The sequence below is a fragment of the Paramicrobacterium fandaimingii genome (assembly GCF_011751745.2).
Classification (GTDB): domain Bacteria; phylum Actinomycetota; class Actinomycetes; order Actinomycetales; family Microbacteriaceae; genus Paramicrobacterium; species Paramicrobacterium fandaimingii.
The window spans coordinates 1,921,030-1,947,570 of sequence record NZ_CP061170.1; the positions used below are offsets into that span (position 1 = coordinate 1,921,030).

Consider the following 26,541-nt stretch of genomic DNA (forward strand, 5'->3'; position numbering starts at 1 on the left):
TCAAACTGCCTGTTCACGCGGTACGACGACCACCGAGCGGTGCCGTCACGGGCACGCGGTGCGTCGTCGCCACCTTCGAGGATAACGTGTCAGCCTGCGAGTCGGCGACCCGGACCGCAGACGCGCCGCGCTACCCGATCGCACGGGTGTTGCCGACGAGGCATGTGCCCGCGTCGAGCATGTTCATCACGACCGAATGGTAGCCACCGACGGCTTCGCCATTCTGACCGATCAGACACTTGTCCTTCCAACGCACCGAAAACTGGATGGACTCTGCGCGATTGCCAACGGTGGAGTAGTCCTCCGTCGCCTCCATCGCCGACTTTTCGAACCCGGCCTCGACAAGGGCATCGATGAAGTCCATGCCAAGGGCATCGGGGTTATCGGCGATCACCTTTTCGTTGACGGCATCGAAGAAGTCGAGGTTGTCCCCTGCCGACCCCTCGGGATCGAGAGTCGGCTGCGCTGTCGCCGTCGGAGCGCTCGCCTCGTCGCTTGGCGATCCCGTTGGCTGCGCTGTCGACTCGGCTGCCGGCGCGCATCCGGAGAGTCCCAACGTCAGAAGCAGCATTACGCCGAGTGCCCCGAGCAGTGCCGTCGTCCGAGCCACGTTCCGCCTCCGGTTCCGGCGACAGAAAGCCGCCGGAACCGATTGTAGAAGATCACGCTCTGCGCCTCCGTCACGCCGCGTCGACATCCTCGGTGCCGACACTCACAGCAGGCCAACCGTTATGAAAGCTTTCGCCCGCTGTTTCAATAAGCCCCGCCCGTTCTTCTGCTGCCGCGCCTGTCTGATCTGCGTGTGCCTCAACATCGACGGGCCCGGCTTCTGCCTCGACGGCGTCGCCCGTGTCGTTGTGCTTGCGGAATGTCGTGGTTCCCCAGGTGAGGTCGTGCCCGACCGACGTTGCGTCGATGTCGATCGTCATCCCCTTACCCGCTTGGTTCGACCATTCTCTGAGCCGAACTCGCCCGGTGACAACGACGCGATCTCCCTTGCGAACACTCGCCGCGACGTTCTTGCCGAGGTACCGGTACGCGCCGACCGAGTACCAGTTCGTTCCGTACTCCGTCCAGGCTCCCGTCTGTTTGTCATACCGTCGCAGGCTCGTCGCCAGGCGAAAATTGCAGACGGGTGTGCCCGCGGCATCTCCCAAATGCGGAGTGGTTCCGACAACTCCGGTGACAGTGATCGTATCGGCCATGATTGCTCCTCTCGATAGTGCACCGCCCCCGTGGGCGGTGCGACTCCGAAGACGACGCTCGTGCCGGATCAGTCGTCTCCGGAGCCGTTCATCGAGTGTCGCCTGCATGCACTGGGCACGCTGATGTCTCTGTGAAAACTGTGCATCGTCGTGCACTGGCCTGCTGCTGTGGACGACTGTTCGGCGTGCACACGTCGAGGATTCGTCATCTGGTTCCTGAGGAGTCAGTAGCATGACGTCATGACATTCATCGCCGACGAGTCCCGGTACGATTCCATGCGCTATCGACGGGCAGGCAACTCCGGCCTGCGCCTTCCCGAGCTTTCACTGGGGCTGTGGCATAACTTCGGTGATGAGCGGCCGATTGAGACGCAGAGAGCCATCGTTCGGCGGGCGTTCGATCTCGGAGTAACGCATTTCGACCTCGCGAACAATTACGGGCCGCCTGCCGGAAGCGCCGAAAGCAACTTCGGGCACATTCTCGCGACAGATCTGGCCGCCTATCGCGACGAGATCATCATTTCAAGCAAAGCCGGCTATTACATGTGGCCGGGGCCGTACGGCGAATGGGGGTCGAGAAAGAACCTGCTCGCGTCCCTGGATCGCAGTCTCCGTCGGCTCGGAGTCGACTACGTCGATGTCTTCTATTCGCACCGTCCCGACCCTGAAACGCCCATTGAAGAGACAATGGGTGCTCTGGCCTCGGCCGTTCACGCGGGTAAGGCACTGTACGTCGGCATTTCCAACTATTCGCCGGAGCAAACGGATGCCGCTGCGGCGGCGCTCGCCGAGCACAAGGTTCCCCTCGTGCTGCACCAGCCCTCGTACAGCATGTTCAATCGCCATGTCGAGCACGGCCTGTTTCCCGTGCTCGATCGCACGGGGAGCGGCTGCGTCGTCTTTTCTCCGCTCTCGCAGGGGCTGCTCACGAACCGTTATCTCGACGGCAGCATTCCGTCAGACTCGCGCGCAGCCACGAGCCCGTTCCTCTCTGCCGACCGCATAGACGAGACATATCTCGTGCGTGCCCGCGCCCTCGACGACATCGCTTCGGCACGCGGGCAGAGTCTCGCGCAACTCGCCTTGTCATGGATTCTGCGGCAGAGCAATGTCACGTCGGCCGTAATCGGGGCTTCCTCGGTCTCACAGCTGGAGCAGAACATCGCGGCGCTCGATACTCCAGCGCTCACAAATGCGGAGATTTCCGCCATCGAGCCCTTCGCTGTCGACGGAACGGGAAAGGGGTGACCATCTTCCTCTGAATGTCGGTGGCTGCCGCTAGCTTGGCACACACACGCAGCACAGGCCGGCCGAGACATTGGGAGGAAACATGCAGACGATACGTGCACGCGGACGTCACGCTGAGACGATTCGCATCAACGATTACCTGTGGCGCGTCATCGCCTCTGATGGTTTCGTCTTTGGACACGTCGAGCGTGTGCTGACTCGGGAGGGCGACCGCTTCGAGGCGAAGCGGTACCAGCTCGCAGCGGCACGGTTTATCGCGGTCGGGCGTTTCTGGAACTTCGCCGATGCTGTCGACTCACTTCGATAGGGATAGCTGAGTTTTCAGAACCGCCACGGCATGGCGCCCCGCTGTGGAGGCTTGCTCGGGTTATCGTTCGAGCATGAACTGGTGGAACGATTTCATCTCGTGGCTCACGGCCTCTGACGCGCAGTCGACGCTCTTCATGGCTGTCGTCATCGGCGTCTCGATCATCATCTCGGGTCTCATCGCCGCGGGAATCGGGCGGGCCGGAATCAAGCGGCTCGTCGCCCAACACGATCGGGAACAGCGCACGGCCGCGATCGCTACCCTGATCGACGCCGCAACGGAAGCAACCGCGTGGAATTCGCTGACGCTTCAGGAACGTGTGCTCGCCGACCGCGCCGTCGGGCAGGCAGACACGACGATTCGACTCCTTCCGGTGCGCGGATCATCGATTGCCGCCGACTGGGCTTCGCATCAGCTCGCTGAGATGAAGCGTGCATCGTCGAGAACCGACTCCACCCTCGACTCCTCCATCGCAGAATTCCGCGATCGTCTGCTCGATTGGCAAGAGCGCCCCAGCCGCGCGAAGAAGGTATTTCAGAGCGATCTCGAACGGTGGTCTTTCTCTGACGAGGAGAGCATCCCGGCTCAGGCAGACGGGCCAAGCGAACGTCAGCCAGAGAGTCAGCCTGAGCTACGATCCAACATCACTCCATCGTCACGTTTTTCTGACACCTCGCGTGCAGATACGACCACGCAGAAGCTCATCGACGACGTCGCGGCGCTTGACGCGGCGAAGAAGCGTCCGGAGTCAGCGCCGGCCGCTGACGAGAAGAATGCGTCGTAGTCTCTAACGCCACCATGTGTCGGCCGGGCCAACCGGCACTGTGCGTTTGTGCCTGCTGCGCATAAACGCTGACTCGATCCGCTCAGCCGCCTCATGTGAGACCTCAGCACCCTCGAGGTAATCATCGATGTCTGTGTAGGAGAGCCCCAGGTTCGCTTCGTCCGACTGCCCTGGTTCATCGTCGAGCAGGTCTGCTGTGGGAATCTTCTCGAAGAGCCGCGCCGGTGCCCCCAACCTTTGGAGCATGCTCGCCCCCTGCCGTTTTGACAGCCCAGCGAGCGGAGTCACATCGGCGGCGCCATCGCCGAACTTCGTATAGAAGCCGGTGAGAGCCTCCGCAGCGTGATCGGTTCCGACGACGAGAGAGCCGTCTGCCCCTGCAAGCGCGTACTGAGCGACCATGCGTGCCCGCGCTTTGACGTTTCCTTTGTTGAAATCACCGATGCGCTCCCCCGTCGCACGGGCATACTCGTCTGCCATGCCATCGACGGACTGCTTGATGTTGAACGTCACCGCGCGATCTGGTGCGATGAAATCGACGGCGAGAACGGCATCTGCCTCATCGTGCTGAATCGCGTACGGAAGTCGAACAGCGAGAAACATCGCAGCGGCGCCGCGAGCACGGCGACGTTCAACAGCTCGTTGACAGAGGCGGCCGGTGAGTGAGGAATCTTGCCCACCGCTGATGCCGAGCACATACCCTGCTGCCCCGGTTGTGCCGAGGTACTCATCGAGAAAGCTGATGCGCCGCTCAATCTCTTCCTGAGGATCGATGTGGGGCTTCACCCCGAGTTCGTCGATGATCTGGGCCTGGAGTTCTCGCATGATGTCACCTTAGCGGAGCAGATGTTTCGTCGTGATGTCGGGCTACTGGAAGTCCCGGGAACGCGTCTGCGCACGAATGCCCAGTTGCTCAAACTGATCAGCGATCACGTTGACGACGCCTTCGGGCGAACGCTCGAGCGTTCCGCGAACAATCAGCGCCGGGCTTTCCCGTGCGATGCGCCGATATCTGTTCCAGACCCCCGTGCTGCAGACCACGTTGACCAACCCCGTCTCATCTTCGAGGTTCAAGAACGTCACGTTGCGGGCCGTAGCCGGCCGTTGTCTGTGCGTCACAACACCCGCGACGTGGATGCGCCTGCCCGGCTCCGCGATGCGCAGAGCCGCCGCGCTTCTCACGCCTCGCGTGGTGAGCTCCTCACGCAGGTGTTCGAGTGGATGCCCCTCGGGGGAGATTCCCGTCGCCCAGATGTCAGACACGGTCTGCTCTTCCGGTGTGAGCAGCGAGAAAAGCGGAGGTTGAACAGCGAATGCGGTACCCGCGAGCTGTTCTGGGCGCTCCTGCGCAGCATGCTCTGCCTGCCACAGCGCCTCTCGGCGACTCAGCCCCAGGCATTCGAAGGCGCCGGCGTCGGCAAGAGCCTCCAGCACGGGTGTTCGCACACCGGTTCTTCGAACGAGATCGTACATGTCTCGGAACGCTCCGTGCTCCTCGCGCTCCGCGACGATCTTCTGCGCGGCCTTCTCTCCCACTCCGCGCACGGCGGCAAGTCCGAGGCGAACGGCGAATGCTCCATCTCGCCGATGCTGAGCCTGCGCGTCTTCGGCTGCCGGGTCGAACTCGCCGATGGGCGGCTGCGTCGAGTTCAGGCATTCCTCGCGACCTGGTGGCGAACCTTCATCGTTGCTCTCAAGCGAAGGGTAGACGGTCGAAAGATGCAGATCGGGGCGACGCGTCGTCACACCGTGACGTCGTGCATCGGCGACAAGACTCTGCGGAGAGTAGAAGCCCATCGGCTGCGCCCGCAGCAGCGCCGCGAGAAAAGCCGCGGGGTAGTGCAGCCGAAGCCACGCGCTTGCATACACGAGAAGAGCGAAGCTAATGGAATGGCTCTCGGCGAAGCCGAAATTCGCGAACGCCTGGATCTTCGAGTAGACAGCATCCGCCTGCTTTCCCACAAGACCGTTCTTCGCCATTCCGGCATACAGCGTGTCACGCAGCGAGTCGATGCGCTCTGTCCCTCGCTTTGATCCCATTGCCCGCCGCAGCTGGTCGGCATCTTCTGCCGTGCATTCGCCGACGGCCATCGCCATCTGCATCAGCTGCTCTTGGAACAGCGGAACGCCGAGCGTCCGTTTGAGCACTGGCTCAAGTTTGGGGTGCAGATACGGAACAGCGAATTCACCCACCACCTCTCCTGCTGCCTTCTTGCGCTCCCACTCGCGCTGCTGCATGCGGCGCTTGATGTAGGGGTGAACAGCTCCGCCTTGAATCGGGCCGGGGCGCACGAGCGCCACCTCGACGACCAGGTCGTAAAACTGCCGAGGCTGCAACCGCGGAAGCATTCCCATCTGCGCACGACTCTCCACTTGAAACACCCCGACAGTGTCTGCGCGGCAGAGCACGTCGTACACTGCGGGCTCTTCCTTCGGAATCGTGTCAAGCGCCCACTGCTCACCGCACGTCTCGGCGACGAGATCGAAGACATGCGCAATCGCCTCGAGCATGCCGAGCCCGAGCAGGTCGAACTTGACGAGCCCCATCCAGGCGCAGTCGTCTTTGTCCCACTGCAGCACGGTACGGCCCTCCATCCGGGCACGCTCGATGGGACTCACCTCGCCGACGGGCCGGTCGGTGAGCACCATGCCACCCGAGTGGATGCCGAGGTGGCGAGGGAGCTTCAGCGCCTGATCCGAGAGCTCGAGAACCGCGTCGGGAATATCGTGATCGTGCGCTTCAACGGTGGCGCCCCATCGTTCGATCTGCGTACTCCAGGCATCTTGCTGCCCTGGGCTGTGCCCGAGCGCCTTCGCCATGTCGCGCACCGCGCCCTTCGGCCGATAGCTGATGACGTTGCAGACCTGCGCTGCGTTGTACCGACCGTACGTTTCGTACACGTACTGGATCACTTCTTCGCGACGACCGGACTCAAAATCAACGTCGATGTCGGGCTCCTCCTCACGCATGCTCGAGAGGAAGCGTTCGAAAGGCAATCCGTAGCGAATCGAATCGACGGCTGTGATGTCGAGCAGAAAGCAGACGGCTGAGTTGGCGGCGGAGCCTCGGCCTTGACAGAGGATGCCGCGCGAGCGGGCAAACCGCACGATGTCATGCACGATCAGAAAGTAGCCGGGAAAGTCTTTCTCCTCGATCACCTGAAGCTCGCGCTCGATGCGCTCGATCTTCGCCCCGCCGAGATCAGCATACTTGCGTGCCGCTCCCTCCCAGACAAGCTTCCGGAGCCATTCCATTGGGGTGTATCCGTCGGGCACCGGAAGTTTGGGCAGCCCAGGCGAAACGGCACGCAGAGAAAACGCAAGCTCGTCCAGCAGCTCCACGCTGCGCGCAACGGCACCGGGGTACGCTGCGAAACGTCTCGACATCTCTTCGCCACTTCGCAGAAAAGCATCGCCAGAGGCGGGCAGCCAGCCCTCAAGGTCATCGAGGCTTCGTCTGGCGCGCACCGCAGAGAGCGCCTGCGCGAGGCGAAACTGGTCGGGCCGGGCGAAATGCACGTTTCCCGTTGCGACGACAGGAAGCCCTCGCTCCGCAGCCAAGGCAGAGAGGGCATCGTTGCGGGCGTCGTCGAGCGCTTCCCCTCGGACGAAAAGCTCAACGGTGACGCCGTCGTTCCCGAAGAGAGCGGTCAGCCGATCGAGCTCCTTCGCCGCGGCAGCCCGGCCTCCGCTCTCAAGCGCTCGCCTCACGGCACCTTTTCGGCATCCGGTCAGCACGTGCACGTAGCCGGCCAGCTGGTCACCAAGGCTCTCCAGACTGTAGCGGGGGCTGCCTTTCTGCGCTCCCTCGGCAAGATTCGCTGCAGTGATCGTGCGCGCCAGATGGCGATACCCGTCTGCTCCCCTCGCGAGTGCAAGCAGATGCGTTCCTCCGGGATCGGCCTCGCCGTTCTGCGGCTCGGAGAGGTCGAGAGAGAGCTCCGCGCCGAAAACCGTGGAGAACCCCGGATGCTGCGCAGCAACCTCTGCAAAGCGCACAGCACCGTAAAAGCCATCGTGGTCGGTGAGCGCCATCCCTGACAACCCGAGGTCGACAGCATCATCAACGAGCTGCTCTGGCATGCTTGCGCCGTCAAGGAAGCTGTAGGCCGAGTGCGCGTGCAGTTCAGCATAGGGCACCTCCGGTGTCTGAACCGCCCGCCGAGTCTCAGCCGCGGTGTCGGCCACCTGCGGAGACTCCTCACGGGAGGCCGCCACCTGGGCCGCGGCAACCTCGGGGTCGTCAGACAGCCGCCTGGCGAACTCCGACCACGGAACCGGCGGATTATGCCAGCCCATGAACGCGCGCCTTCTCAGTCATAGCGGGCCTCGACACTCCAGCGACCGCTCTGCATCGTCAGCATCCAGGCGTCACCATGATCGTCGACCGCTTGAAAGCGGTGAACCCGCTGGTGCCGGCGAGCATCCCACCAGCGCGCATCGACGCTCCAGGGCCCCGCCCAGCCGCGCAGCATGCGAATGCTCCCGTCGAGCGACAGCGCCATGAGCGGTGCCCGAAGCGTGCCTCGCTCGGTGAGCGAGGCAACCTCGCCCGCGGTGTCGAGAACGGCGACCTCCGCCGGATTCTCAAACACAAGGCTCGGCGCAAGCCCCGTCTGCGAGCCCGGCCAGGGTTCGCTGCTGCGATCTGCGCTCGAGCGCTTCTCACCCCAGGGAACGAGCAGCTGCCTCTCCCGCAGAAGACGACCCTCGCCTGGCTGAAGAGTGCAGACTCCGGTGTGCCCGATCATGCTCTGCACTCGAGTGATGCTGTTGTGAACGCGCTGGTCAGCGCTCTCTCCCCAGAGCCCTGCCTCGTAGTGTGCCCGATCGTCGATTGTCACTACGGTGATCAGCACCGCGCTGATCGGCGCTTCAAGGGCAGCGGCTCCCGCCTGTGTTCCCTGCACCTGCCACCGCACACGATCGACGATGTCTGGCGCCCGGAAGAACCGCGGATGCAACCAGGTGCGTTCCCTCAGGCCACCGCGATCGTCACGAAGCTCGATGCGAATGCTCGTCGCCACCTTCTGTGACTCGGCAACCCTCTGTGTGAGGGCGTCGATATCGGCACGAAGGCTGAACGCGATCTGATCGATGCGGTCGAGAGCCTCGTCGAATTCACGGTGCACCGAGTACTCGAGGGTGGTCTCTGTCGGAACCACCATGCGGGGATCATCGCCGTTCGCCAGACGGTGCACGCGCACAGCATCCGGGCCGAACCGATCACGCACCTGTGCGACGTCCAGGCGAGCGTAGTCGCCAAGAAGATGCACTCCGAGCCTGTGCAGCAGAGGCCCGTTCTCGGCAAGTGCCTCTGCGGGCAGCTCATCGATGGGAACGGCAGCGACGAAGCGGGCGGTGTCGGCAGAGGGGATCGCCACGATCTCGCCCGCGCGTGCTCGGCGGGCAGCAAGCTCAGCGGGAAAGATTCCGTCGGCGATTCCCGCGCGAACATCGGCGAAGCCACTCGCTCGAACGGCGCGCGTCAGCGTCTCGGCTGCTGCGCGCTCTCCCCCGTAGTACCGGCTGGGCCCCCGCAGGCGCAGCGCGCACAGTCCCGGCTGAAGAATCTGCCCGCCCGGCGCACGTTCCTCGATCACCTGAAAAATACCCTCGAATGCTCGATAGTCGGCGTCGCGATCGTAGGGATGCACCTCGAGCTGCGGGCACGCGGCCTGCGCCTCACGCAGGCGCTGTCCCGGCGCGACCCCCCAGGCTGATGCCGCCGCGTTGCACGCAGAAACGACCCCGGAGACAAGCACTGCAAGAGGAAGATCGTGCGCAGCCCCGTGAGCCGTTGCCGCAGCCGCTGCCGACCACCCGGGAAACCGCAGCACGAGGGTGCGTGTCGTTGATGTACCCATAGCACCACCTCATTCGTTGCTATGTTCGATGAGACCAGAGGGGTCTGACATTTCGGAAAGGGTGAAGAAAACCCGACGCGGCGCCCCACCGCGACCGCGTGCTGTCGCGGTGATTCGGCACGCGGCCAAATGACCGTGCCCGGAACGAAGGCCACTCCAGTGCCGTTCCGCAATGGCAAGACGGTCTTCGGAACCCGGCCAGTCGCCCAGTCGCAGCATGACGCTGCCCGTGCGGCGAAGTCGCGCCTCGAGCCTCTGCGCCTCCGCCGAGGCCACGGCAGCGGACCCACCCAGCACAACGACAGACATCACATCGGCGAGCGTCGCAGACACCCGCACGCCCTGATCTCCGGGATGCGGCACAAGGATCAGCCGCTCAAAGTCGACGCCGAGGGAGGCGGCAGCAGCCGCAGAGAAGTCGGGCATTCCGATGACCGCCACCCAGTCTCCCCTGCGCGTTGCCTCAGCGAGAAGCATCGTCGCCAGAATCGGCGAGAGCACCTCGTACACTCCGCCAGATCTCAGTCCGCCACCGGGGAAGAGTCCAGTCAGCTCGGAGACCACGGGAATGACCGGCGCCTCAGCCCCGGCTCCGAGGGTGTTCCGCTGCATGCTGCGGATGCGCCCGTTGAGCTCGGCAAGCACATCGGTGCGATTCGATGCCGATGCATCGATGGCGTCCCATGCGCGCGCGGCTCCCGTATTCATACCGCTATAATCGAACATTTGTTCGGCATAGTCAATATGAGAACGAGAGTCTTCTGTCTGTCAGATGCTCAGGTTACTCTGAACGCATGTGCGGACGATTTGCGATGGATCAGACGGTGGACGAGCTCATCACCGAGTTTGTCATCATCACCGGTGAGCAGCCAGAGAACTGGACCCCCGACTGGCGCAGCGGGTACAACATCAAACCAACCGAGCGCATCGCCACGGTCTTCGAATCATCGCGTGCCGGCGAAGCTTCAGTGCGCAGAATCGAGGGGGCACGCTGGTCTCTCATTCCCGGCTGGGCGAAAGAGCAGAAGCTGAAGTACCCCACGTTCAACGCGCGAAGCGAGACAGCAGCGTCCAAGCCCACGTTCAAGGCCAGCGTGGCATCGAAGCGGGCGATTGTTCCTGCCCGCGGCTACTACGAGTGGAAGACCGTCGGCAAGACGAAGACACCGTTCTTCATCAGCGACGCCCAGCAGCCCCTTGCCTTCGCTGCGCTGTACACCTGGTGGCGTGCGTCCCCCGAGCAGGAATGGATGCTGACGACGACGATCCTCACGCGCCAGGCAGTGGGGACCCTCGCCGAGATCCACGACCGCACACCCGTAACGCTTCCGCGGCACATGCACGATGTCTGGCTCGATGCGACGGTCGTCGGCGATCAGCACCTGGTGGATGCCGCTGTCGACGCCTCACTCGACGTCGGACTCGCGCCATACGAGGTAGCGCCACTCGGTCGCGACGCCGACGGCTCAGAGCTCATCGAGCCGCTCTTCCCCGGCTCAAGCGCCCTTCCGGGCGCGTGACGACGACCCGCTCGTCTTCTTCTGCGCCGACGAAGCCGATTTCTTCGACGTCTTCCTGGCCTGCCCACCGCGTTTTGACGCGCGGGACTTCTTCACGCTCTTCTTCAGTGCTTCCATGAGGTCAACCACTTCGGCGCCCTCGGAACCGTCAACCTCACCGAATGTCGCATCGGTATCGAGAGCCTCGCCCTGCTTGAGCTTCGCGTCGATGAGTTTCTCCAGTTCCTCCTCATATTCGTCGTGAAAGTCCTCGGGGGAGAAATCCGCCGCGTATGTCTTCACGAGGGATGCCGAGAGATCCATCTCCTTGGCCGAGACACGCACCTTCTCGTCAAGCGCGGGGAATGACGGCTCTCGAATCTCTTCAGGCCAGCGCAGCGTCTGCACCATCAGCATGTCGCCGCGCACACGAAGTGCAGCGAGGCGCGTTCTCTGCCGAAGCGCGAGCTGCACGATCGCCGTACGATCCGTCTTTTCAAGCGTGCGTCGCAAGAGCACATAGGCCTTCAGAGACTTCCCCGTCGGCTCGAGAAAGTAGCTCTTGTCGTACAGGATCGGGTCAATCTGCTTACTCGGCACGAACTCGACGACAGAGATCTCCTTGCTGCGCTCCTGCGGCAGAGCATCAAGCTCCTTCTTGGTCAGCACGACGGTCTCATCGTCGTCGACGTGCGCCTTCTCGATGTGGTCGTACGAGATCGTTCGACCGCACACATCGCATCGTCGCTGGTTATGTATGCGCCCGCCGTCTGCATCGTGCACCTGGTGAAGTGTGACAGCGCGCTTCTCCGTTGCGCTATACAGCTTCACCGGCACGTTCACGAGACCGAAGCTGATCGCGCCTGTCCAGATTGCTCTCATGTGTACAGTCAAGCCGTTTCCGCGTTGACAGGCTAGCCATTGCAGAGAATCGGCATCACCATAGAGCTATGGCCACGTCAAAGAGACAGACCGTTGAGGTTGGCGGTCGAAAGCTGCAGGTGTCAAACCTCGACAAGGTGCTGTACCCCTCAACGGGTACGACAAAGCGAGATGTCCTCGACTACTTCAGCGAAATCGCTCCCGCGATGATCCCCCACTGCCGTGATCGGGCTGCCACCCGCAAACGGTGGCCGAACGGCGTCGGAGAGGAGGGCTCCGGGCAGATGTTCTTTCAGAAAGACATCGGCGACGGCGCACCCGAGTGGGTAAAGCTGCGCAGCATCCGTCATTCTGACCACGTCAATCAGTATCCGCTCGTGAACGACAGTGCGACTCTCACGTGGCTCGGTCAGCTCGCCGCCCTCGAGATTCACGTGCCGCAATGGCGTTTCGGTCCCCGAGGTGCCCAGCGAAACCCCGACCGCCTCGTGCTCGACCTCGATCCGGGTGAGGGAGTGACTCTTCGCGAGTGCGCGGATGTCGCGCGTCGCTCTCGCGACATTCTGCACGACATGGGACTGAGCGTTGTCCCTGTGACAAGCGGGAGCAAGGGAATCCACCTCTACGCGGCACTCGACGAATCGCAGAGCTCTGATCAGGTGTCGAAGGTCGCACGTGAACTCGCTCGATCGCTGGAGGCGGACTATCCCGGTGAGATCACAGCAGAGATGAAGCGCTCTGCTCGTGTGGGAAAGGTCTTCATCGACTGGAGCCAGAACAATGCGAGCAAAACCACAGTCGCGCCGTATTCGCTGCGGGGGCGCAGCACTCCAATGGTCGCCGCGCCACGCACATGGGGCGAGCTCGCCTCGCCTCATCTCACGCAGCTTGATTACCGGGAAGTCCTCAAGCGAGTGAAGCGTCGGGGCGATCCGATGGCCGAGTTCGGCGACGAAGACGATGAGGAGCCTTCCCGAGATCGCTTGACGATGTACCGGTCGAAGCGCACGCAGGGCAAGACGCCAGAGCCGATCCCAGATACTGTCGCTCGAGGGCCGCGCGCACAACCGATGTTCGTCATTCAGAAACATCACGCCCGCACCCTGCATGACGACTTTCGCCTTGAGCACGACGGTGTTCTCGTCAGCTGGGCGCTGCCGAAGGGAGTGCCCACCGACCCCGCGCGCAATCATCTCGCTGTGCCGACGGAGGATCACCCTCTCGATTACGGAACCTTTGAAGGCCGAATTCCGAAGGGCGAATACGGTGCGGGCCTCGTTGAGATCTGGGACACCGGCACGATCGACGTCGATACGTGGGAAGACGGCAAGGTGGTGGCGACATTGCGAGGGCAGAGCGGTGGCGGTCTCGGCGGTCAGCGCACCTACGCGCTGTTTCGCACAAAAGACGACCCTGACAAGCCGCAGTGGATGATCCACCTCATGGATGAGGAAGCCGCACAGAAGCACAGCGGCGAGAGCACCTCCTCCACTCGCATCCGTTCTTCACGTTCACGGTCGGCGACGGTCTCACTTCGCCCAATGCTCGCCACACGGGGCACGGTTGCACAGGTGAACGGGCGATCCGCGGCCGACTGGGCGTTCGAGATGAAATGGGATGGCATGCGCGCGCTCATTCACATCGACGGCGACAGCGTGCGACTCACCAGCCGCAGCGGTCGCGATGTCACGAGCAGCTACCCAGAGTTCGCCGACGCCGCTGACGACGTCGATGCCGACTCGTGTGTGCTCGATGCCGAGCTTGTCGCCCTCGACGACGGCGGTCGCCCTGATTTCAGCCGTATGCAACAGCGCATGAACGTGTCGAAGCCTCGTGACGTCGCGCGCGCACGCGCTAGCGTTCCCGTGACCGCCATGGTGTTCGATGTTCTCGAGATCAACGGGCAACCCACCACGTTGCTGCCGTACGCTGATCGACGCGAGCTACTCGGCGACACGGTCGACGAGGATTCCACTCAAGTGCTCTTCGTTCCTCCGGCGTTCGACGGCGATGTCGATGCGGCGATCGCGTCAAGCCGCGAGAAGAATCTCGAAGGTGTGATGGCAAAGCGCCGCGACAGCACGTACTCTCCAGGCGCTCGCTCGCGCGACTGGCTGAAGCTCCCCCATGCCGAAACGGCCGAGGTTGTTGTCATCGGGTGGCGGCCAAGCGAGGCCGAGCCCGAGGGAATCGCATCGTTGCTGGTTGCGATTCCCGGTGACGACGGTCTCACGTATGCGGGTCGCGTCGGAACGGGATTCTCCACTCGCGATCGACGTACCATTCGTGCTGAGCTCGGGAAGCTGGGCCGAAAAACGGCTCCCGTTCGCGACGTGCCGCGAACCGACGCACGCGATGCGAACTGGGTAACCCCACGTCGTGTGGCAGAGGTCACATACCGCGAGCTCACGACAGACCATCGTCTCCGTCATCCGACGTGGCGCGGCTGGCGGCCAGACAAGTCTGTCGATGAGGTGAACGTGCCTGGCGCGTGATGCCCGACATGCAGAAACGGCTGTGGCCGGCCCCGAACTCCGTCGGTGCCGGCCACAGCCGTTTCAGAACAAGCGATCAGGCGATGATCGTCCACGGGTTCTCGATGAAACGCGTGAGCGTCTGCAGGAACTGCGCGGCAAGCGCCCCGTCGATGATGCGGTGATCGCTCGAGAGCGTGTACCGCATACGGTGACGGGCGACAATCTCGCCGTCGACGACGACTGCCTCCTGCTTGGTACCGCCGACGGCGAGGATCGCGCCCTCGGGCGGGTTGATGATCGCCGTGAACTCCTCGACGCCGAACATACCGAGGTTGCTGATCGTGAACGTGCCGCCCGACATCTGGGTCGGGCTGAGCTTCTTCTCGTTCGCCAGCTTCGCGAGCTTCTTGGTCTCGATTCCCAGCTGGGTGACCGTCTTGGTGTCGGCATCGTCGATCACCGGAACCATGAGGCCCACCTCACTGGCAACGGCGACGCCCACGTTGACCCGCGAGTGCCGCAGTGTGTGATCGGCGTCGTCGCCAACGTAGGACGCATTCACCTCGGGGTGCTCGCGCAGTGCGAGAGCAGCGGCGCGCACAAGAAGGTCGTTGACGCTGACCTTGGGCCGACCCGACGCAACGAGCTGCTCATTGAGCGAGCCGCGCAGCTTCACGAGCTCTTCGGCGTCTGCCACAGCCGTCACGTAGAAATGCGGGACGTCCCGCGCACTCTCCCCCAGCCTGCGGGCGATCACACGACGGATGCTGCTGATCGGCTGCTTCTCCGACCCGCGCCGTTCGTCATCTGACGACGGCTTCGGGGCTTCCTTGGGAGCGCTCTTCGCCTCAGGCTTCGCTTCGGCCTTCTTCGACGACGACGGTGCCTCTGAGAGAAGCGGGTCAATGTCGGCGCGAATGATGCGGCCGCCTGGGCCCGTTCCCTTGACCGTGCTCAGGTCGAGGTCGTAGTCGCGAGCAAGCTTGCGCACGAGCGGAGAGGCGAACTGCCGCTCACCGTCATTCTGCGGAGCATTGGCTGTCTTCTCGGAAGACTCGCTTGACGAAGCATCCGTCTCGGCCGTCTCATCGGCAGGCTCAGCCTTCTCGTCGGCAGTCTCGGCCTTCTCCTCGGCGGAGTCATCTTTCGCCGACCGCGCCGTGCCCGAATCAGAGTCGCCTCCGTCGTCGCCTGAGCCGTCATCGAGCTTTGCGATCGGCGTTCCAATCGCAACGAGCTCGCCTTCCTCCACGAGGATCTCTGCGAGAGTTCCCGATTCGTACGCCTCGTACTCCATCGTGGCCTTGTCGGTCTCGATCTCGACGAGAACGTCGCCTTCTTCTACGGTGTCGCCAGCCTTCTTGTGCCAGGTGGCGATTGCGCCCTCCTCCATGGTGTCGGAGAGTCGCGGCATTGTGATTTCAATCATCATTCCGTCTTACCTGCGGTGTCCGACCGCGTCGAGGGTCTGACGGATGGCGTTCTTCACGTCATCCGCAGACGGCAGGGCTGCCGTCTCAAGGGGCTTCGCGTAGGGCAGCGGCACTTCGGCCATTGCGACACGGCGAACGGGGGCGTCGAGGTAGTCGAAGGCGCCGTCCGAGATGGATGCCGCGATCTCTGCCCCGATTCCGTAGGTGAGCCAGTCGTCTTCGAGAACGACCGCCGCGTGCGTTTTCTTCACCGATTCGACGAACGTCTCGCGGTCGAGGGGTCGGAGGCTGCGCAGATCGACGACCTCGATATCGAGGCCTTCCTTCTCTGCAAGCTCTTCGGCCACAGCCGTCGCAACCGTGGCCATGCGCGAGTAGCCGATGAGCGTGAGGTCGGTGCCCTCGCGGGTAACCTTTGCCTTGCCGATCTCTGCTGCCTCGTCACCATCGGGAACTTCGCCCTTTGTGTTGTACAGCCCGAGGTTTTCGAGAAACAGCACCGGGTCGTCATCGCGGATTGCCGCCAGAAGCAATGCTTTGGCATCGGCTGGCGTGCTCGGGGCAACGACCTTCATCCCGGGAACGAACGAGTAGTAGAGCTCGATGTTCTGCGAGTGCGTGGCCCCCAGCTGCTGGCCTCCGCCACCGGGAGTGCGGATCACCATCGGCACCTTGGCCTGACCGCCGAACATGCCATAGATCTTCGCGGCGTGATTCACGATCTGATCGAGAGCGAGCAGCGAGAAGTTGATCGTCATGATCTCGACAACGGGTCGCAGGCCGATCATCGCGGCGCCGATGGCGGCGCCGGTGAATCCTTCTTCGGCGATCGGCGTGTCGCGCACCCGCTTCTCGCCGAACTCCTCGAGCATGCCGGCAGTGATCTTGTACGAGCCTTCGAAGATGCCGATCTCTTCCCCCATGAGGAAGACGTCGTCATCGCGGAGCATCTCGGAGCGCAGGGTGTCGTGCAGCGCCTGGCGGTAGGTCATGATGCTCATGCGCGGCCTCCGTTCGTGGGGAAGGGCGCCGGTTCGAAGAGGTACTCACCCGGGAGTCGGCGTGAGTCGTTCGCAACGGGCGTCGCGTATGTGTAGTCGAAAAGTGTCGAGACGTCGGGGTGCGGGCTGTCTTCGGCGAACTTGGCAGCGTCCGTCGCGTACTTCTTCGCGTCCTCATCGATCTTCGCGATCTGGTCGTCGTCGAGTACGCCATCTTTTTTGAGCTGCGCCGCAAACGTGATCACGGGATCATTCTGCTTCAGCTTCTCAACGTCCTTGGAATCGCGATACTTTGCCGGGTCAACGACCGAATGCCCCTTGAGACGCTCGACCATCACCTCAAGCAGGAATGGCTTGCCTTTGCGCGCCGATGCGACGGCGCGCTTGGCGGCTTCGAGAACAGCGGTCGGATCCAGGCCGTCGACGCGCTCGGACTCCATGCGATAGGCCGCTCCGCGCTTGTACAGCTCGGGCTCCGCCGAGGCCTTCTCAACCGTCGTCCCCATTCCGAGGCCGTTGTTGATGATGACGAAGACGCACGGAAGGTTCCACAGCGCCGCGATGTTGAGCGACTCGTGGAACGCACCGATATTCGTCGTCCCGTCGCCCATCGTGCACATGACCACGTCTTTGTCACCGCGGTACTGGATGCCGAAGGCGACGCCGGTCGCGAGTGGGACCTGCCCGCCGACGATGCCGTAGCCGCCGAGCAGTCGTTTCTCAACGTCAAACAGGTGCATCGACCCGCCCCAGCCCTTCGAGACGCCGTCTGAGCGACCATAGAGCTCGGCCATCACTTCGTTGGGGTCGATGCCGCGTGCCAGCGCGTAGCCGTGCTCACGGTAGTTCGTCAAGAGGTAGTCGGTGGGCTTCAGCGCCGCCATCAATCCGACGACGGCGGCTTCTTCGCCGAGGTTCAGGTGACAATATCCTCCGACCAGCGCTTGCGTATAAGCGCGCGACGCCCGCTCTTCGAACCGGCGGATGTTCATCATCTGCCGGTAGAAGTCAGTCAGCTGCTTCGCGTTCTTCTTCGTGCCCGAAGCTGCCTTCTTGCTGGACGTACTGGTCGAGCGTGATGTCGTCTTCCGCGGGGTCCGCGTGGCCATCAAGATCTCCCTTCGGCCTTCTTTGTAAGAGGGCCTCGTGCCAATTTCAGTCAAAATGAGACTGTTCGGTATCATTATATGGCATCGAGTCGCCAAACGCACCCACTTTGGCGCGTGACGGACAGGAGCAGTCATGCCAGTATCTGACCGGGGCACCCCAGCGCGCAAGCGGGGCCGCCCAACAGCGGCAGAACGTGTGCAGCGCCGAAGCCAGATTCTCGATTCCGCCCTCGCTGTGTTCCTCGAGCATGGCTTCGGCAACACCACGATTGACCAGCTCGCACAGGCTGCGCGCGTCAGTAAACGCACGATCTACAGCTATTTCGGCGACAAGGCAGCTGTGTTCGCAGAGATGGTGCAACGTCTCGCCAAGGGCGTCAGCACCGAGCCGCCTCCCGGCGACACGCTGGAGACCCTCGCAACGCGAATCGTGACTCGATTGCATTCGGCGGAGCTCATCGGCCTGCACCAGCTCGTCATCGCCGAGTCCTCTCGATTTCCCGAACTGGCCGTCACTCTGCACTCAAATGGTGACGAGCGTCACATCGCGCGACTTGCCGAGCATCTGAGCGCCGAACGCGGCCCCGAGGCGAAGCAGCTTGCACCGATTCTCTTTACGCTTCTTCTCGGCCTGCCACACCGGATGCGCCTTCTCGGCCTTCTCGACCCCGTCACCGAAGACGACGCTGCAGCGCACGCGCGATCCGCTTTGAACGCGCTCGGCCTCGATCGCTGAGCTCAGATGGCGAAGTCGCTGGAATCTGTGTCGACGGCGGCAGCCCCGTGAGCATCCTGCTCTTTATACGCCGACGTTCCGTAGTTGGAATTGATGAGAATCGGCATGTGGTCTGAGAGCCCACGCGGCAGCGTCGCAACGTTGCCGATGTCGAGCCCGATTGACGTCGCGAAGTCGAAGTGGCCGCGAAAGAACTTGTAGCGAGTGTACGTGCGTGCGTCGCTCAGAGTGAGGTCGTACCCACGATTGCGCACCCGCTGCGTCAATCCGTTCTTGAACACCGGGTAGTTGTAGTCCCCCACCATGAGCGTCGGAATGCCGGGGCCCATGCGGTGCAGCTCTTCGTGAGCCGTCCTGATCTGATTGCGGCGAAGCGAGTTGAGGGCTGTCAGTGGCGCAGCGTGAAACGAAGCGACGATGACGTCGCGTCCGTGCTCGCGATCCGTGAGACGCGTTCCGAGAAGACGTTCGTGTGCGGGGCGCAGCACGCGATCGTGCATTGACTTCTTCAGCGCGAACGCTTGGGTGTCCACTGCCTCATACCTGTCGTCGCGATAGTAGATGGCAAGGCCGAGCCGGTTGCGCTGGGTCGAATCGGCAAGTCGCAGGTTTCCGACGTCGTCTGGGAGATCGACGGTGTCTGCCTCCTGCAGACACACGGCATCCGGTTCATACCTCTCGATCAATTCGAGGAGTTCGCTGATGGCGCGATTCTTGCGCAAGTTATAGCTGATGACCTTCATGCTTCCTCCCTCGCCATCTCAGCCTACGCCGACTTCGGGGTGCGACTCGGCGTCGATCTTCGGCCCCCTGAGAGCTGTGCGCGAGAGAACCAGAGTGGTGATCGACATGCCCAGATACACGATTCCCAGTGGATTGCAGAGAGCTATCGTCATCTCGACGGCCCAGGACTCGCCCGTCGGCGCCATAATTGAACGGGCACCCGCTTCGGTGATCTCCGGAACGGTTGCGCCGAAAAGCACGCCGCTCCCCGCCGCGAGCACGAACGCCACAATTGCCCGGCGGATGCTGTGACGGCGACGCAGAGCAGAGCCCATTGAGAGCCCGGCAGCGCCCTGAAGCACGAGCGCGATCGGCGCAACCGTCAGCGACATGATCATGCCGATGGTGCCCGACCAGCCGAACAGCACCCGGCCGAAACCGATCCATGCGGCCAACGCGACGCCGATCAGAACGACGGTGAGAGTGCAGACGAGGGCGGAGCGTTTCACGGCGGGTGAAGACAGGGACATAGGGAGATGCTTTCTGATCGAGTCACCACCGATACTGCCTTGTTCACCTGGGAGGCTCATGCCCCCGGCGTCGTCGCCATGAGAGTATGGGCGCATGCCAGTGCACCTCATCACGGGCGCCGGGTCTGGAATCGGCGCAGCTCTGACCCGCATGCTGATCGAGCGTGGAGACGGCGTTGTCGCTCTCGCGAGAGATGCAGGTCGAGCAAAGCAGATTGCCGCGGAGTTCCCGGGCGTGTCGACCCTCGTCGGCGATCTCGAGAACCCGGGACGGCTCGCGTGGGCCCTGTCGAAACAGTCACTTCCCGACCGCATCGACTCACTCGTGCACGCGGCGGGCGTTGTCGATCTGGGCGCCGTCGCCGATCTCAGTGCGGCATCGTGGCAGCAGCAGCTCACGGTCAACCTCGCGGCCCCGGCCGAGCTCACGCGTCTGCTGCTTCCCGTGCTCCGCGTGTCACGCGCGCGCATTGTGTTCGTCAACTCGGGCGCGGGTCTTCGCGCGAGCCCGGAATGGTCGGCGTATGCCGCCTCAAAGCACGGGCTCAAGGCGCTCGCCGACTCCCTTCGCGCCGAAGAACACGCGAACGGCGTGCACGTGACGTCGGTGTACCCAGGGCGCACAGCTACTCCGATGCAGCAGAAGGTGCACCACCAGGAGGGTGTCGAATACGACGCGGAACGCTTCATCGATCCCACCTCTGTGGCTGCAAGCATCCTGAACGCCGTCGATCTGCCACGGGACGCTGAGATCACCGACCTGTCAATCCGCCCCGGACGGTGATCAGGCAGGCAACTGCAGAACTCGATGACGAGACAGGTGCACGATCGGCATCAACTTCGCCGGTTCCCGGGGTAGTATGAGAACAAGCAGAAACGAAGCAAGGGGGCATCGTGACAATGCTTGACGTGGGTCCGTCACGCGAGAACGCGCGGTACGCGCACTTGGCCGAAAACCGCGAACGCGGTGACATCACCCTCGACCGACTTTCCGACCATGAGTGGCGTGTGACCGATCGTCGCCTCGATGAGCACGACGCTCCGTCTGTGCTCGGCATTATCGAGCAGACGGATGTCGGCTTCACCGTTCTGGAGATCAACGAGCTCGTTGCACAATGGACTGCAGAATCACTCGACGATGCTGTCTCGCTGTTCGTTACAGCAGACCAGGAATAGCGGTTCTCACGACGCCTCGATGACGCGGGACATCGCGAGGACAGTCCCATCTGAATCTCGGGCTTCCACCCGCAGGTATGCGGTGGTCTCTGCGTCTGGGATGGTGATTGCCGTCTCAAATCCCGTTCGTTCGGCGGTCGCTGCCTCAGCGAGAGACGACGCATCGGCTCCCGTGAGAAGCGCCCACGATGTGACCCGCGTCGCGCCGTTCCAGCTCATGAATGCGGTGGGCTTCCCGTCCGTTGTCGACGTCGCGAGATCGGGAATGGTTGCGGGAGTCCCCTCCCATTCGAACCGGTAGGCGCGGTACGAACCCGACCCAATTTCTGTAAAGCCGAAATCGGCGTTGCCCTCGGCATCGAACTCCGTGGCGGCAGGGGCGCTGCCCCAGCCGACCATCGCGCGGCCACCCTCGAGAAGCTGGGTGTTGCCCATGGCATAGCCTTCATATTCTCCGTAGCGGTACGCCGTGTCGAGTGTTGCAGTCATCGCTTTTTCATCGAGGGTCAGCACCAGACCAGCAGACACGGCTTCGTCGCCGCTGACTCCGGCGTTGTCGAACAGGCTGAGCTTTCCGTCGCCGTGCCACCGCGCGTCGTGCTGCCACGAGAATTCGGCGTCCTTCTCGACATCGAAATCGCTCTTCTTTCCGCCAAGTCGCCACTGCAGCTTCGCCGTCGCCCTCGTGATCGCGTAGATGGCGCACGTATGCCGACAGGAGATGATGAGACGGTCTCCGTCGTCTTCCACCGAATTCACGTGAATCGGATCGAAGGCGTTTTCCGGTGAGGAGCCCGTCTTGTCATCGTCCTCATCGATTCGCTTCATGCTCTCGGTGATCTCGATGTCGTCGAGGATATTCCAGTCGACGAGGACGTTGCCTGTCGAAATGTCAATCTCCTGAACGCGACAAGCAAACGCATACCCGTCTTTGGGGCCACCGACAGCTGACAGGTCTAGCCGCGCGACGGGGTATGTCGTGATCAGGGCGGTATCGCGCTCGGTGAGGTGAAACTCGTGAAGATCGGGGATCGCGCCGTTTCCTCCGTGAACCGTTGCGACTTCGCGATAACTCGTGTCGAGGATCGTGCCCGTGCCGTGTCCGTTGCCGCTCGCGACGCGACCGGCCCAGTAGGTCAGCACGGGTTTGCCTTTGTATGTCTGAACACGCACATCGGTTGAATCGATGCCGTTCGGCGCGATCCAGACGGGCTCACCGTCGTTGTCGAGGATCGCGGCAGTGAAGATCTCGTCTCGGGGGCTCAGAAAAACATAGCCGGGAGCCACCGTCGCCCCGTCTGCCGCCCACGCCGTCACGACGGGAACGGTGAGCGCCGTGCTGACGAAGCGGTTGAATTCGACCTTGTCGTCGTCGTTGCTTGAGCTCTTCGGCTTCTTTGTCTCTTTCGGGTTCGGTGCGGGGACCAGCTGCATACCGCCCCATGTTGCACCCGCGCCGACGATGGCGCCGCCAATGGCTGCTAGCGAGACCGTCACGAAACCGCGGCGTCGAATCTTCGGTTGTTTCTGCTCATCCGGCGAACTCATGATGCGACGCTATCACCGTGCTCGTAGACTCCTTGCGTGATGCAGTGTTCGTATTTTGACTCGGGTGCGTGCCGTTCGTGCACGCTCATGGGTACGGAGTATGCATCGCAGGTAGCCGACAAGCAGGAGCAGTGCCGCGCTTTGCTCGCCGCCTACCCCAACGTTCGCTGGCTCTCCCCTGTGACGAGCGTTGAGCACGATTTCCGCAATAAGGCGAAAATGGTCGTGGGTGGCAGCGTGACCTCCCCCACTCTCGGCATTCTCGATTCAGAGAGAAACGGGATCGATCTTCGACGCTGCGGAGTGCTGCAGCCCGGGCTCCGCGATGCCCTTCCACCGATCTCTCATTTCATCTCGCTCGCGCGCATCGAGCCTTACGACGTCGAGGCACGGCGCGGTGAACTCAAGTACGTACTGTTGACGGAGGCGACCTCCGGGGAACTGATGCTTCGCTTTGTGCTCCGGTCCCGAGAGGCGATCAGCCGCATACGCAAGCATCTGCCAGAGCTCCAACATTCGCTGCCCCGAGCGCGTGTCATCTCTGTAAACCTGCAACCCGAGCACAAGGCAATCATCGAGGGTGAGCAGGAGATCATGCTCACCCCGAGGTCGACGCTCACGATGAAAGCAGGCGACATCGACCTGCATCTGGGTGCCAAGAGCTTTTTTCAGACGAACACGGCCGTGGCTGAGCACCTCTACGCCCAAGCACGCCGCTGGTCAGCGCAGGTGGGTCCCCGTTCGGTGTGGGACATGTATTGCGGCGTTGGCGGCTTTGCACTTCATCTCGCTGACGGAGAGCGGTCGGTGACCGGCATTGAAGTCAGTCCCGAGGCGATTGAGAGCGCAACGGCAAGCGCGAACGATGCCCGGCTCGCCAACATCCGGTTTGTCGCCGCGGACGCGACACAATTCGCCCTCGGGTCACGCCCCGAAGACGTACCGGACCTCGTCGTGGTGAACCCGCCGCGTCGCGGGGTGGGGCCGAAGCTCGCAGAGTGGCTGGAGAAGAGCTCGGTCAGCACGGTCATCTATTCAAGTTGCAACGCCACAACGCTGGCGACAGACCTTGCGGCAATGCCCTCGCTCTCCCCCGTGCGCGCTCAAGTTCTCGATATGTTTCCTCAGACCAGACACTACGAGACGATGGTGCTGCTCGAGCGCAACGGATGATCGCTCAAGACAGCCCGCTCGCGACCCGCGCTTCTTCAAACGATTGTGGCAGCGGCGCATTCGCATGTGTCACACTCGATATGGCCCGCCGATGCGTGTGATCGATCACGCATCCATGGTTCGGGCAGATCCGCACCCCGCATCACTCTGCCCAGTTAGGTGACTGATACATGACCGAGTCCACTGCCCCAAATTCGGATGACCAGCGGAGCGACGAGTTCTTCGAGACGTTCATCAACACGCAGTCCGTCGACCAGCCGGCGTTCACCGTCGCATTTCGCGGGTACGACAAAGACGAAGTGAATACCGCGGTCGCCGATCTCTCCGCACGACTGCAGCGTGCAACAACGTCGCTGGACGAAGCGCTGCTTCGCCACCGCGAGGAGGTCGAACGCGCCCGGAGCGAAAGCTCGACCACGTCGACGGAGCTCGAAGAGGAGCTGGCTGTCGCCCAAGCCCGTGCGGCAGACGCCGAGAAGCAGGTTCAGACGCTGACGGCTGAAATGCTGGAGCGACCGGCCGACGATGACGATGAGGGCGAAGAGCAGGCCCGGCCGCAATTCGAGGCGGTTCTCCGGGTTGCCGAGGAACAGGCAAACGCCATCATTCAAAACGCGACGATTCAGGCGGAGCGTTTGCTTTCTGCCGCGCGCGACCAGGAGAAGTCACGTCGCGCAGCGCTTGATGCTGATATTGCCCGCATCACGGCGCAGGCCGAGCAGGACGCCGATCAGGTGCGGCTCAAGATGGACACGGAGTACACCGCACACGAGGCGCGCATTGAGCGTGAGCAGGCTCACGTCGATGAGAAGGTGACCCACGCTGAGCGCGAGGCCGCCACAATTCGCACGGAGGCGGAGAAGGGCGCCGCCTCGCTTCGAGCCCTAGTGACGCGCGAGACGACGGCACAGCGTACCGAGGCCGAGCGCGAGGTTACCGAGATGAATGCGCGCGTGCTGGAATTCGAAGAGACACTCACTCGCCGTCAAGACGATGCGCAGCAGGAGTTTCTTGTTCTGCATAATCAGGCCGTGGCGCACGCGGAACGCATCACGTCTGATGCAAACGAGCAAGTCGCCTCGTCACTCGAACACGCACAGCGCATTTCTACGCGGGCGGACGATTACGAGAAGGTCATGCGTGCTCAGGCGTCGCAGATCGAGGCTGATTCGCAGTTGCAGTCACGGGCAACGCTCGAACGAGCGCAGGTCAAGGCAAAGAAAATCGTCGATACCGTCATCGATCATTCCACGACCGTGCTTCGTGATGCAGAGGACCGCACTCGAGAACTCCGCTGGCAGCAGCAGCAGCTGACGAGCTTCATGGCCGAGGTGCGCGAGCTGATCCGTCCAGAGAACGTCGCGAGCGCGGCGGTGCTTCAGGAGATCGATCCGCTCGAGCAGGTCATCGACGACGATGTCGTCGATGACGCAGACGACCCACGCGAGTTCGCGTCGGAATTCGTCGCTGACGCGCCACCGGCCGCGCCCGTCGAACCAGAAGACGAGGACGCCGTCGAAGACTGACGCACGTTCACACTGTCGTTACCGTGGGTTTCTTGCGGCGCGCTGTCCGTCTACTGCGGACATGCCGAGCATCCTCCTCGTATGCCTGCTAGCGCATAGAACCCACGGTAACATCGGGCAAGCGAACGGCAACTGCCCTTGGCTTCCGCAACCGCCACACGGCCCGTCGATCGGCAGGTGCACCATCAGTTCTCCTTCCCTCACCCGCTATCCAACGTCCACACTCGGCCCCGTCCGCCAGACCTATGCGGGAACAGAGACGTTCCCTCCTGTCGCTCGTGCTTACAAAGAGGTGTCGCAAGTTGCCCGCGAATCGGGCTTGCTGCGCCGAGCCCCGTGGTTTTACTCCATTGTCGGGGCGGCACTCGTCCTCGGCTTCGGCGGAGCAATCACCGGGTTCATCCTGCTGGGTGACAGCTGGTTTCAGCTGCTCATCGCCGGCTCACTCGGCATTCTGTTCACACAGGTCGCGTTCCTTGCCCATGAGGCTGCTCACCGTGTGATCCTCAACACCGGGCCCGCGAATGACAGGCTCGCTCGCGTTCTCGCCGGCTTCGGCGTCGGCATGAGCTATTCCTGGTGGGACTCCAAGCATTCACGTCACCACGCAAACCCCAACAAGGTGGGCAAAGACCCCGACATCCAAGTCGATACAATTTCGTTTCTCGAAGAGGATGCCGCTGAGGCACGGGGCTTTCGCCGCCTGATCACCCGCAGGCAGGGCTGGCTGTTCTTCCCCCTTCTGACTCTTGAGGGTCTCAACCTGCACTATCTGGGAATCAAGCACCTCCTCTCGAAGCAGCCGATCAAGGGGCGCTGGATCGAGCTGGGCCTCATCGTTCTCCGCTTCGCGCTCTATCTCACGCCGATCTTCCTGCTTCTGCCCCTGGGCATGGCTTTCGCCTTCCTCGGCGTTCAGCTCGCTGTCTTCGGCGTGTACATGGGTGCCGCGTTCGCACCGAACCACAAGGGCATGCCGGTGATCGCCCCCGAGGCGAAGATCGACTTCTTCTCGAAGCAGGTGCGCACGTCTCGCAACATCTCCGGGGGCTGGTGGGCGACCTGGCTGCTCGGCGGCTTGAACTACCAGGTGGAGCACCACCTCTTTCCGAGCATGTCACGACCACACCTATCGAAGGCACGCGAGATCGTGCGCACGCAGTGCGAGACGCTTGGTGTTCCGTACACAGAGACAACCCTGTGGCGTTCCTATGCGATCGTCATCGATTACCTCAACCGTGTGGGCCTCGCGGCCCGCGATCCGTTCGACTGCCCCGTTTCGGCTCAGTACCGCCGCGGATAATCTGCTGCTACTAC

At 62.7% G+C, this 26,541-nt stretch carries 24 protein-coding genes; 11 read left to right on the plus strand and 13 right to left on the minus strand.

Going from position 1 to position 26,541, the window contains the following annotated elements:
* Positions 1–130 precede the first annotated feature (130 nt).
* Both HCR84_RS09310 and HCR84_RS09315 read right to left on the minus strand, forming a co-directional pair.
* Positions 131–610: a DUF6993 domain-containing protein gene (locus HCR84_RS09310; RefSeq protein WP_244972456.1), complete on the minus strand. Its 480-nt coding sequence runs from the start codon at positions 608–610 to the stop codon at positions 131–133.
* 70 nt (positions 611–680) lie between these two features.
* On the minus strand, positions 681–1,205 hold the full coding sequence (locus HCR84_RS09315; RefSeq protein ID WP_166983782.1) for a single-stranded DNA-binding protein: 525 nt from the start codon (positions 1,203–1,205) through the stop codon (positions 681–683).
* 240 nt (positions 1,206–1,445) lie between these two features.
* On the opposite strand from HCR84_RS09315, the gene HCR84_RS09320 reads away from it, so the two are divergent.
* The 3 genes from HCR84_RS09320 to HCR84_RS09330 all read left to right on the plus strand — a co-directional run bounded on the left by HCR84_RS09320 (position 1,446) and on the right by HCR84_RS09330 (position 3,544).
* Positions 1,446–2,453 (plus strand): aldo/keto reductase, encoded by a 1,008-nt coding sequence (locus HCR84_RS09320; RefSeq protein WP_166983783.1) that lies wholly within the window; start codon positions 1,446–1,448, stop codon positions 2,451–2,453.
* 82 nt (positions 2,454–2,535) lie between these two features.
* Complete coding sequence (locus tag HCR84_RS09325; RefSeq protein WP_166983784.1) at positions 2,536–2,760, plus strand: hypothetical protein; 225 nt, start codon at positions 2,536–2,538, stop codon at positions 2,758–2,760.
* Between the two features lie 73 nt (positions 2,761–2,833).
* Positions 2,834–3,544: a hypothetical protein gene (locus HCR84_RS09330; RefSeq protein ID WP_166983785.1), complete on the plus strand. Its 711-nt coding sequence runs from the start codon at positions 2,834–2,836 to the stop codon at positions 3,542–3,544.
* Between the two features lie 3 nt (positions 3,545–3,547).
* Here HCR84_RS09330 and nadE read toward each other — a convergent pair whose 3' ends face one another.
* Genes nadE through imuA' form a run of 4 tightly spaced genes read right to left on the minus strand, consistent with a single transcriptional unit; the run spans position 3,548 to position 10,119 of the window.
* Positions 3,548–4,369, minus strand: a complete 822-nt coding sequence (nadE, locus tag HCR84_RS09335) for an NAD(+) synthase (protein WP_166983786.1) — start codon at positions 4,367–4,369, stop codon at positions 3,548–3,550.
* A 42-nt stretch (positions 4,370–4,411) separates the two neighbouring features.
* Positions 4,412–7,843 carry an error-prone DNA polymerase gene (locus HCR84_RS09340; protein WP_166983787.1) on the minus strand — a complete coding sequence of 1,144 codons (3,432 nt, stop codon included), beginning with the start codon at positions 7,841–7,843 and terminating at the stop codon, positions 4,412–4,414.
* A gap of 14 nt (positions 7,844–7,857) precedes the next feature.
* Entirely contained in the window at positions 7,858–9,411 is a 1,554-nt protein-coding gene (locus HCR84_RS09345) for a DNA polymerase Y family protein (protein WP_166983788.1), read from the minus strand.
* A 9-nt stretch (positions 9,412–9,420) separates the two neighbouring features.
* Positions 9,421–10,119 carry a DnaE2-dependent mutagenesis accessory factor ImuA' gene (gene imuA' / locus HCR84_RS09350; protein WP_166983789.1) on the minus strand — a complete coding sequence of 233 codons (699 nt, stop codon included), beginning with the start codon at positions 10,117–10,119 and terminating at the stop codon, positions 9,421–9,423.
* 86 nt (positions 10,120–10,205) lie between these two features.
* Between imuA' and HCR84_RS09355 the strand changes: the two genes are divergently transcribed.
* Positions 10,206–10,931, plus strand: a complete 726-nt coding sequence (locus HCR84_RS09355) for an SOS response-associated peptidase (RefSeq protein WP_268921449.1) — start codon at positions 10,206–10,208, stop codon at positions 10,929–10,931.
* Here the strand turns inward: HCR84_RS09355 and ku are convergent.
* Positions 10,908–11,792: a non-homologous end joining protein Ku gene (ku, locus tag HCR84_RS09360; protein WP_166983791.1), complete on the minus strand. Its 885-nt coding sequence runs from the start codon at positions 11,790–11,792 to the stop codon at positions 10,908–10,910. The genes HCR84_RS09355 and ku overlap by 24 nt on opposite strands.
* A gap of 68 nt (positions 11,793–11,860) precedes the next feature.
* Between ku and HCR84_RS09365 the strand changes: the two genes are divergently transcribed.
* Positions 11,861–14,287, plus strand: coding sequence for an ATP-dependent DNA ligase (locus HCR84_RS09365; protein ID WP_166983792.1), 2,427 nt, complete (start codon positions 11,861–11,863; stop codon positions 14,285–14,287).
* A 76-nt stretch (positions 14,288–14,363) separates the two neighbouring features.
* Here the strand turns inward: HCR84_RS09365 and HCR84_RS09370 are convergent, their stop codons facing one another.
* The 3 genes from HCR84_RS09370 to pdhA are packed head-to-tail and all read right to left on the minus strand — an operon-like array spanning position 14,364 to position 17,812.
* Entirely contained in the window at positions 14,364–15,701 is a 1,338-nt protein-coding gene (locus HCR84_RS09370; protein WP_244972457.1) for a dihydrolipoamide acetyltransferase family protein, read from the minus strand.
* Between the two features lie 6 nt (positions 15,702–15,707).
* Positions 15,708–16,703, minus strand: coding sequence for an alpha-ketoacid dehydrogenase subunit beta (locus HCR84_RS09375; protein ID WP_166983793.1), 996 nt, complete (start codon positions 16,701–16,703; stop codon positions 15,708–15,710).
* Complete coding sequence (pdhA, locus tag HCR84_RS09380; RefSeq protein WP_166983794.1) at positions 16,700–17,812, minus strand: pyruvate dehydrogenase (acetyl-transferring) E1 component subunit alpha; 1,113 nt, start codon at positions 17,810–17,812, stop codon at positions 16,700–16,702. The genes HCR84_RS09375 and pdhA overlap by 4 nt, the downstream gene beginning before the upstream one ends.
* 133 nt (positions 17,813–17,945) lie before the next feature.
* On the opposite strand from pdhA, the gene HCR84_RS09385 reads away from it, so the two are divergent.
* Positions 17,946–18,548 (plus strand): TetR/AcrR family transcriptional regulator, encoded by a 603-nt coding sequence (locus HCR84_RS09385; protein WP_166983795.1) that lies wholly within the window; start codon positions 17,946–17,948, stop codon positions 18,546–18,548.
* Positions 18,549–18,550: 2 nt separating this feature from the next.
* On the opposite strand, the gene HCR84_RS09390 is transcribed toward HCR84_RS09385, so the two are convergent.
* Together HCR84_RS09390 and HCR84_RS09395 are read right to left on the minus strand one after the other, a co-directional pair.
* Positions 18,551–19,291, minus strand: coding sequence for an endonuclease/exonuclease/phosphatase family protein (locus HCR84_RS09390; protein WP_166983796.1), 741 nt, complete (start codon positions 19,289–19,291; stop codon positions 18,551–18,553).
* 18 nt (positions 19,292–19,309) lie between these two features.
* On the minus strand, positions 19,310–19,801 hold the full coding sequence (locus tag HCR84_RS09395) for a hypothetical protein (protein ID WP_166983797.1): 492 nt from the start codon (positions 19,799–19,801) through the stop codon (positions 19,310–19,312).
* Positions 19,802–19,895: 94 nt separating this feature from the next.
* On the opposite strand from HCR84_RS09395, the gene HCR84_RS09400 reads away from it, so the two are divergent.
* Positions 19,896–20,585: an SDR family oxidoreductase gene (locus tag HCR84_RS09400; RefSeq protein WP_166983798.1), complete on the plus strand. Its 690-nt coding sequence runs from the start codon at positions 19,896–19,898 to the stop codon at positions 20,583–20,585.
* Positions 20,586–20,695: 110 nt separating this feature from the next.
* A complete protein-coding gene (locus tag HCR84_RS09405; RefSeq protein WP_166983799.1) occupies positions 20,696–20,977 on the plus strand; it encodes a hypothetical protein in 282 nt (93 codons plus the stop codon).
* Between the two features lie 6 nt (positions 20,978–20,983).
* Here HCR84_RS09405 and HCR84_RS09410 read toward each other — a convergent pair whose 3' ends face one another.
* Positions 20,984–22,525: an arylsulfotransferase family protein gene (locus tag HCR84_RS09410; protein ID WP_166983800.1), complete on the minus strand. Its 1,542-nt coding sequence runs from the start codon at positions 22,523–22,525 to the stop codon at positions 20,984–20,986.
* Between the two features lie 39 nt (positions 22,526–22,564).
* Between HCR84_RS09410 and rlmC the strand changes: the two genes are divergently transcribed.
* From rlmC to HCR84_RS09425, 3 genes are all read left to right on the plus strand, one after another.
* Complete coding sequence (gene rlmC / locus HCR84_RS09415; protein WP_166983893.1) at positions 22,565–23,698, plus strand: 23S rRNA (uracil(747)-C(5))-methyltransferase RlmC; 1,134 nt, start codon at positions 22,565–22,567, stop codon at positions 23,696–23,698.
* Between the two features lie 170 nt (positions 23,699–23,868).
* A complete protein-coding gene (locus tag HCR84_RS09420; RefSeq protein WP_195706620.1) occupies positions 23,869–25,224 on the plus strand; it encodes a coiled-coil domain-containing protein in 1,356 nt (451 codons plus the stop codon).
* Between the two features lie 184 nt (positions 25,225–25,408).
* The gene (locus tag HCR84_RS09425; RefSeq protein WP_244972607.1) at positions 25,409–26,527 is read left to right on the plus strand and encodes a fatty acid desaturase family protein; all 1,119 of its coding nucleotides are present in this window, start codon (positions 25,409–25,411) and stop codon (positions 26,525–26,527) included.
* Positions 26,528–26,541: the final 14 nt, after the last annotated feature.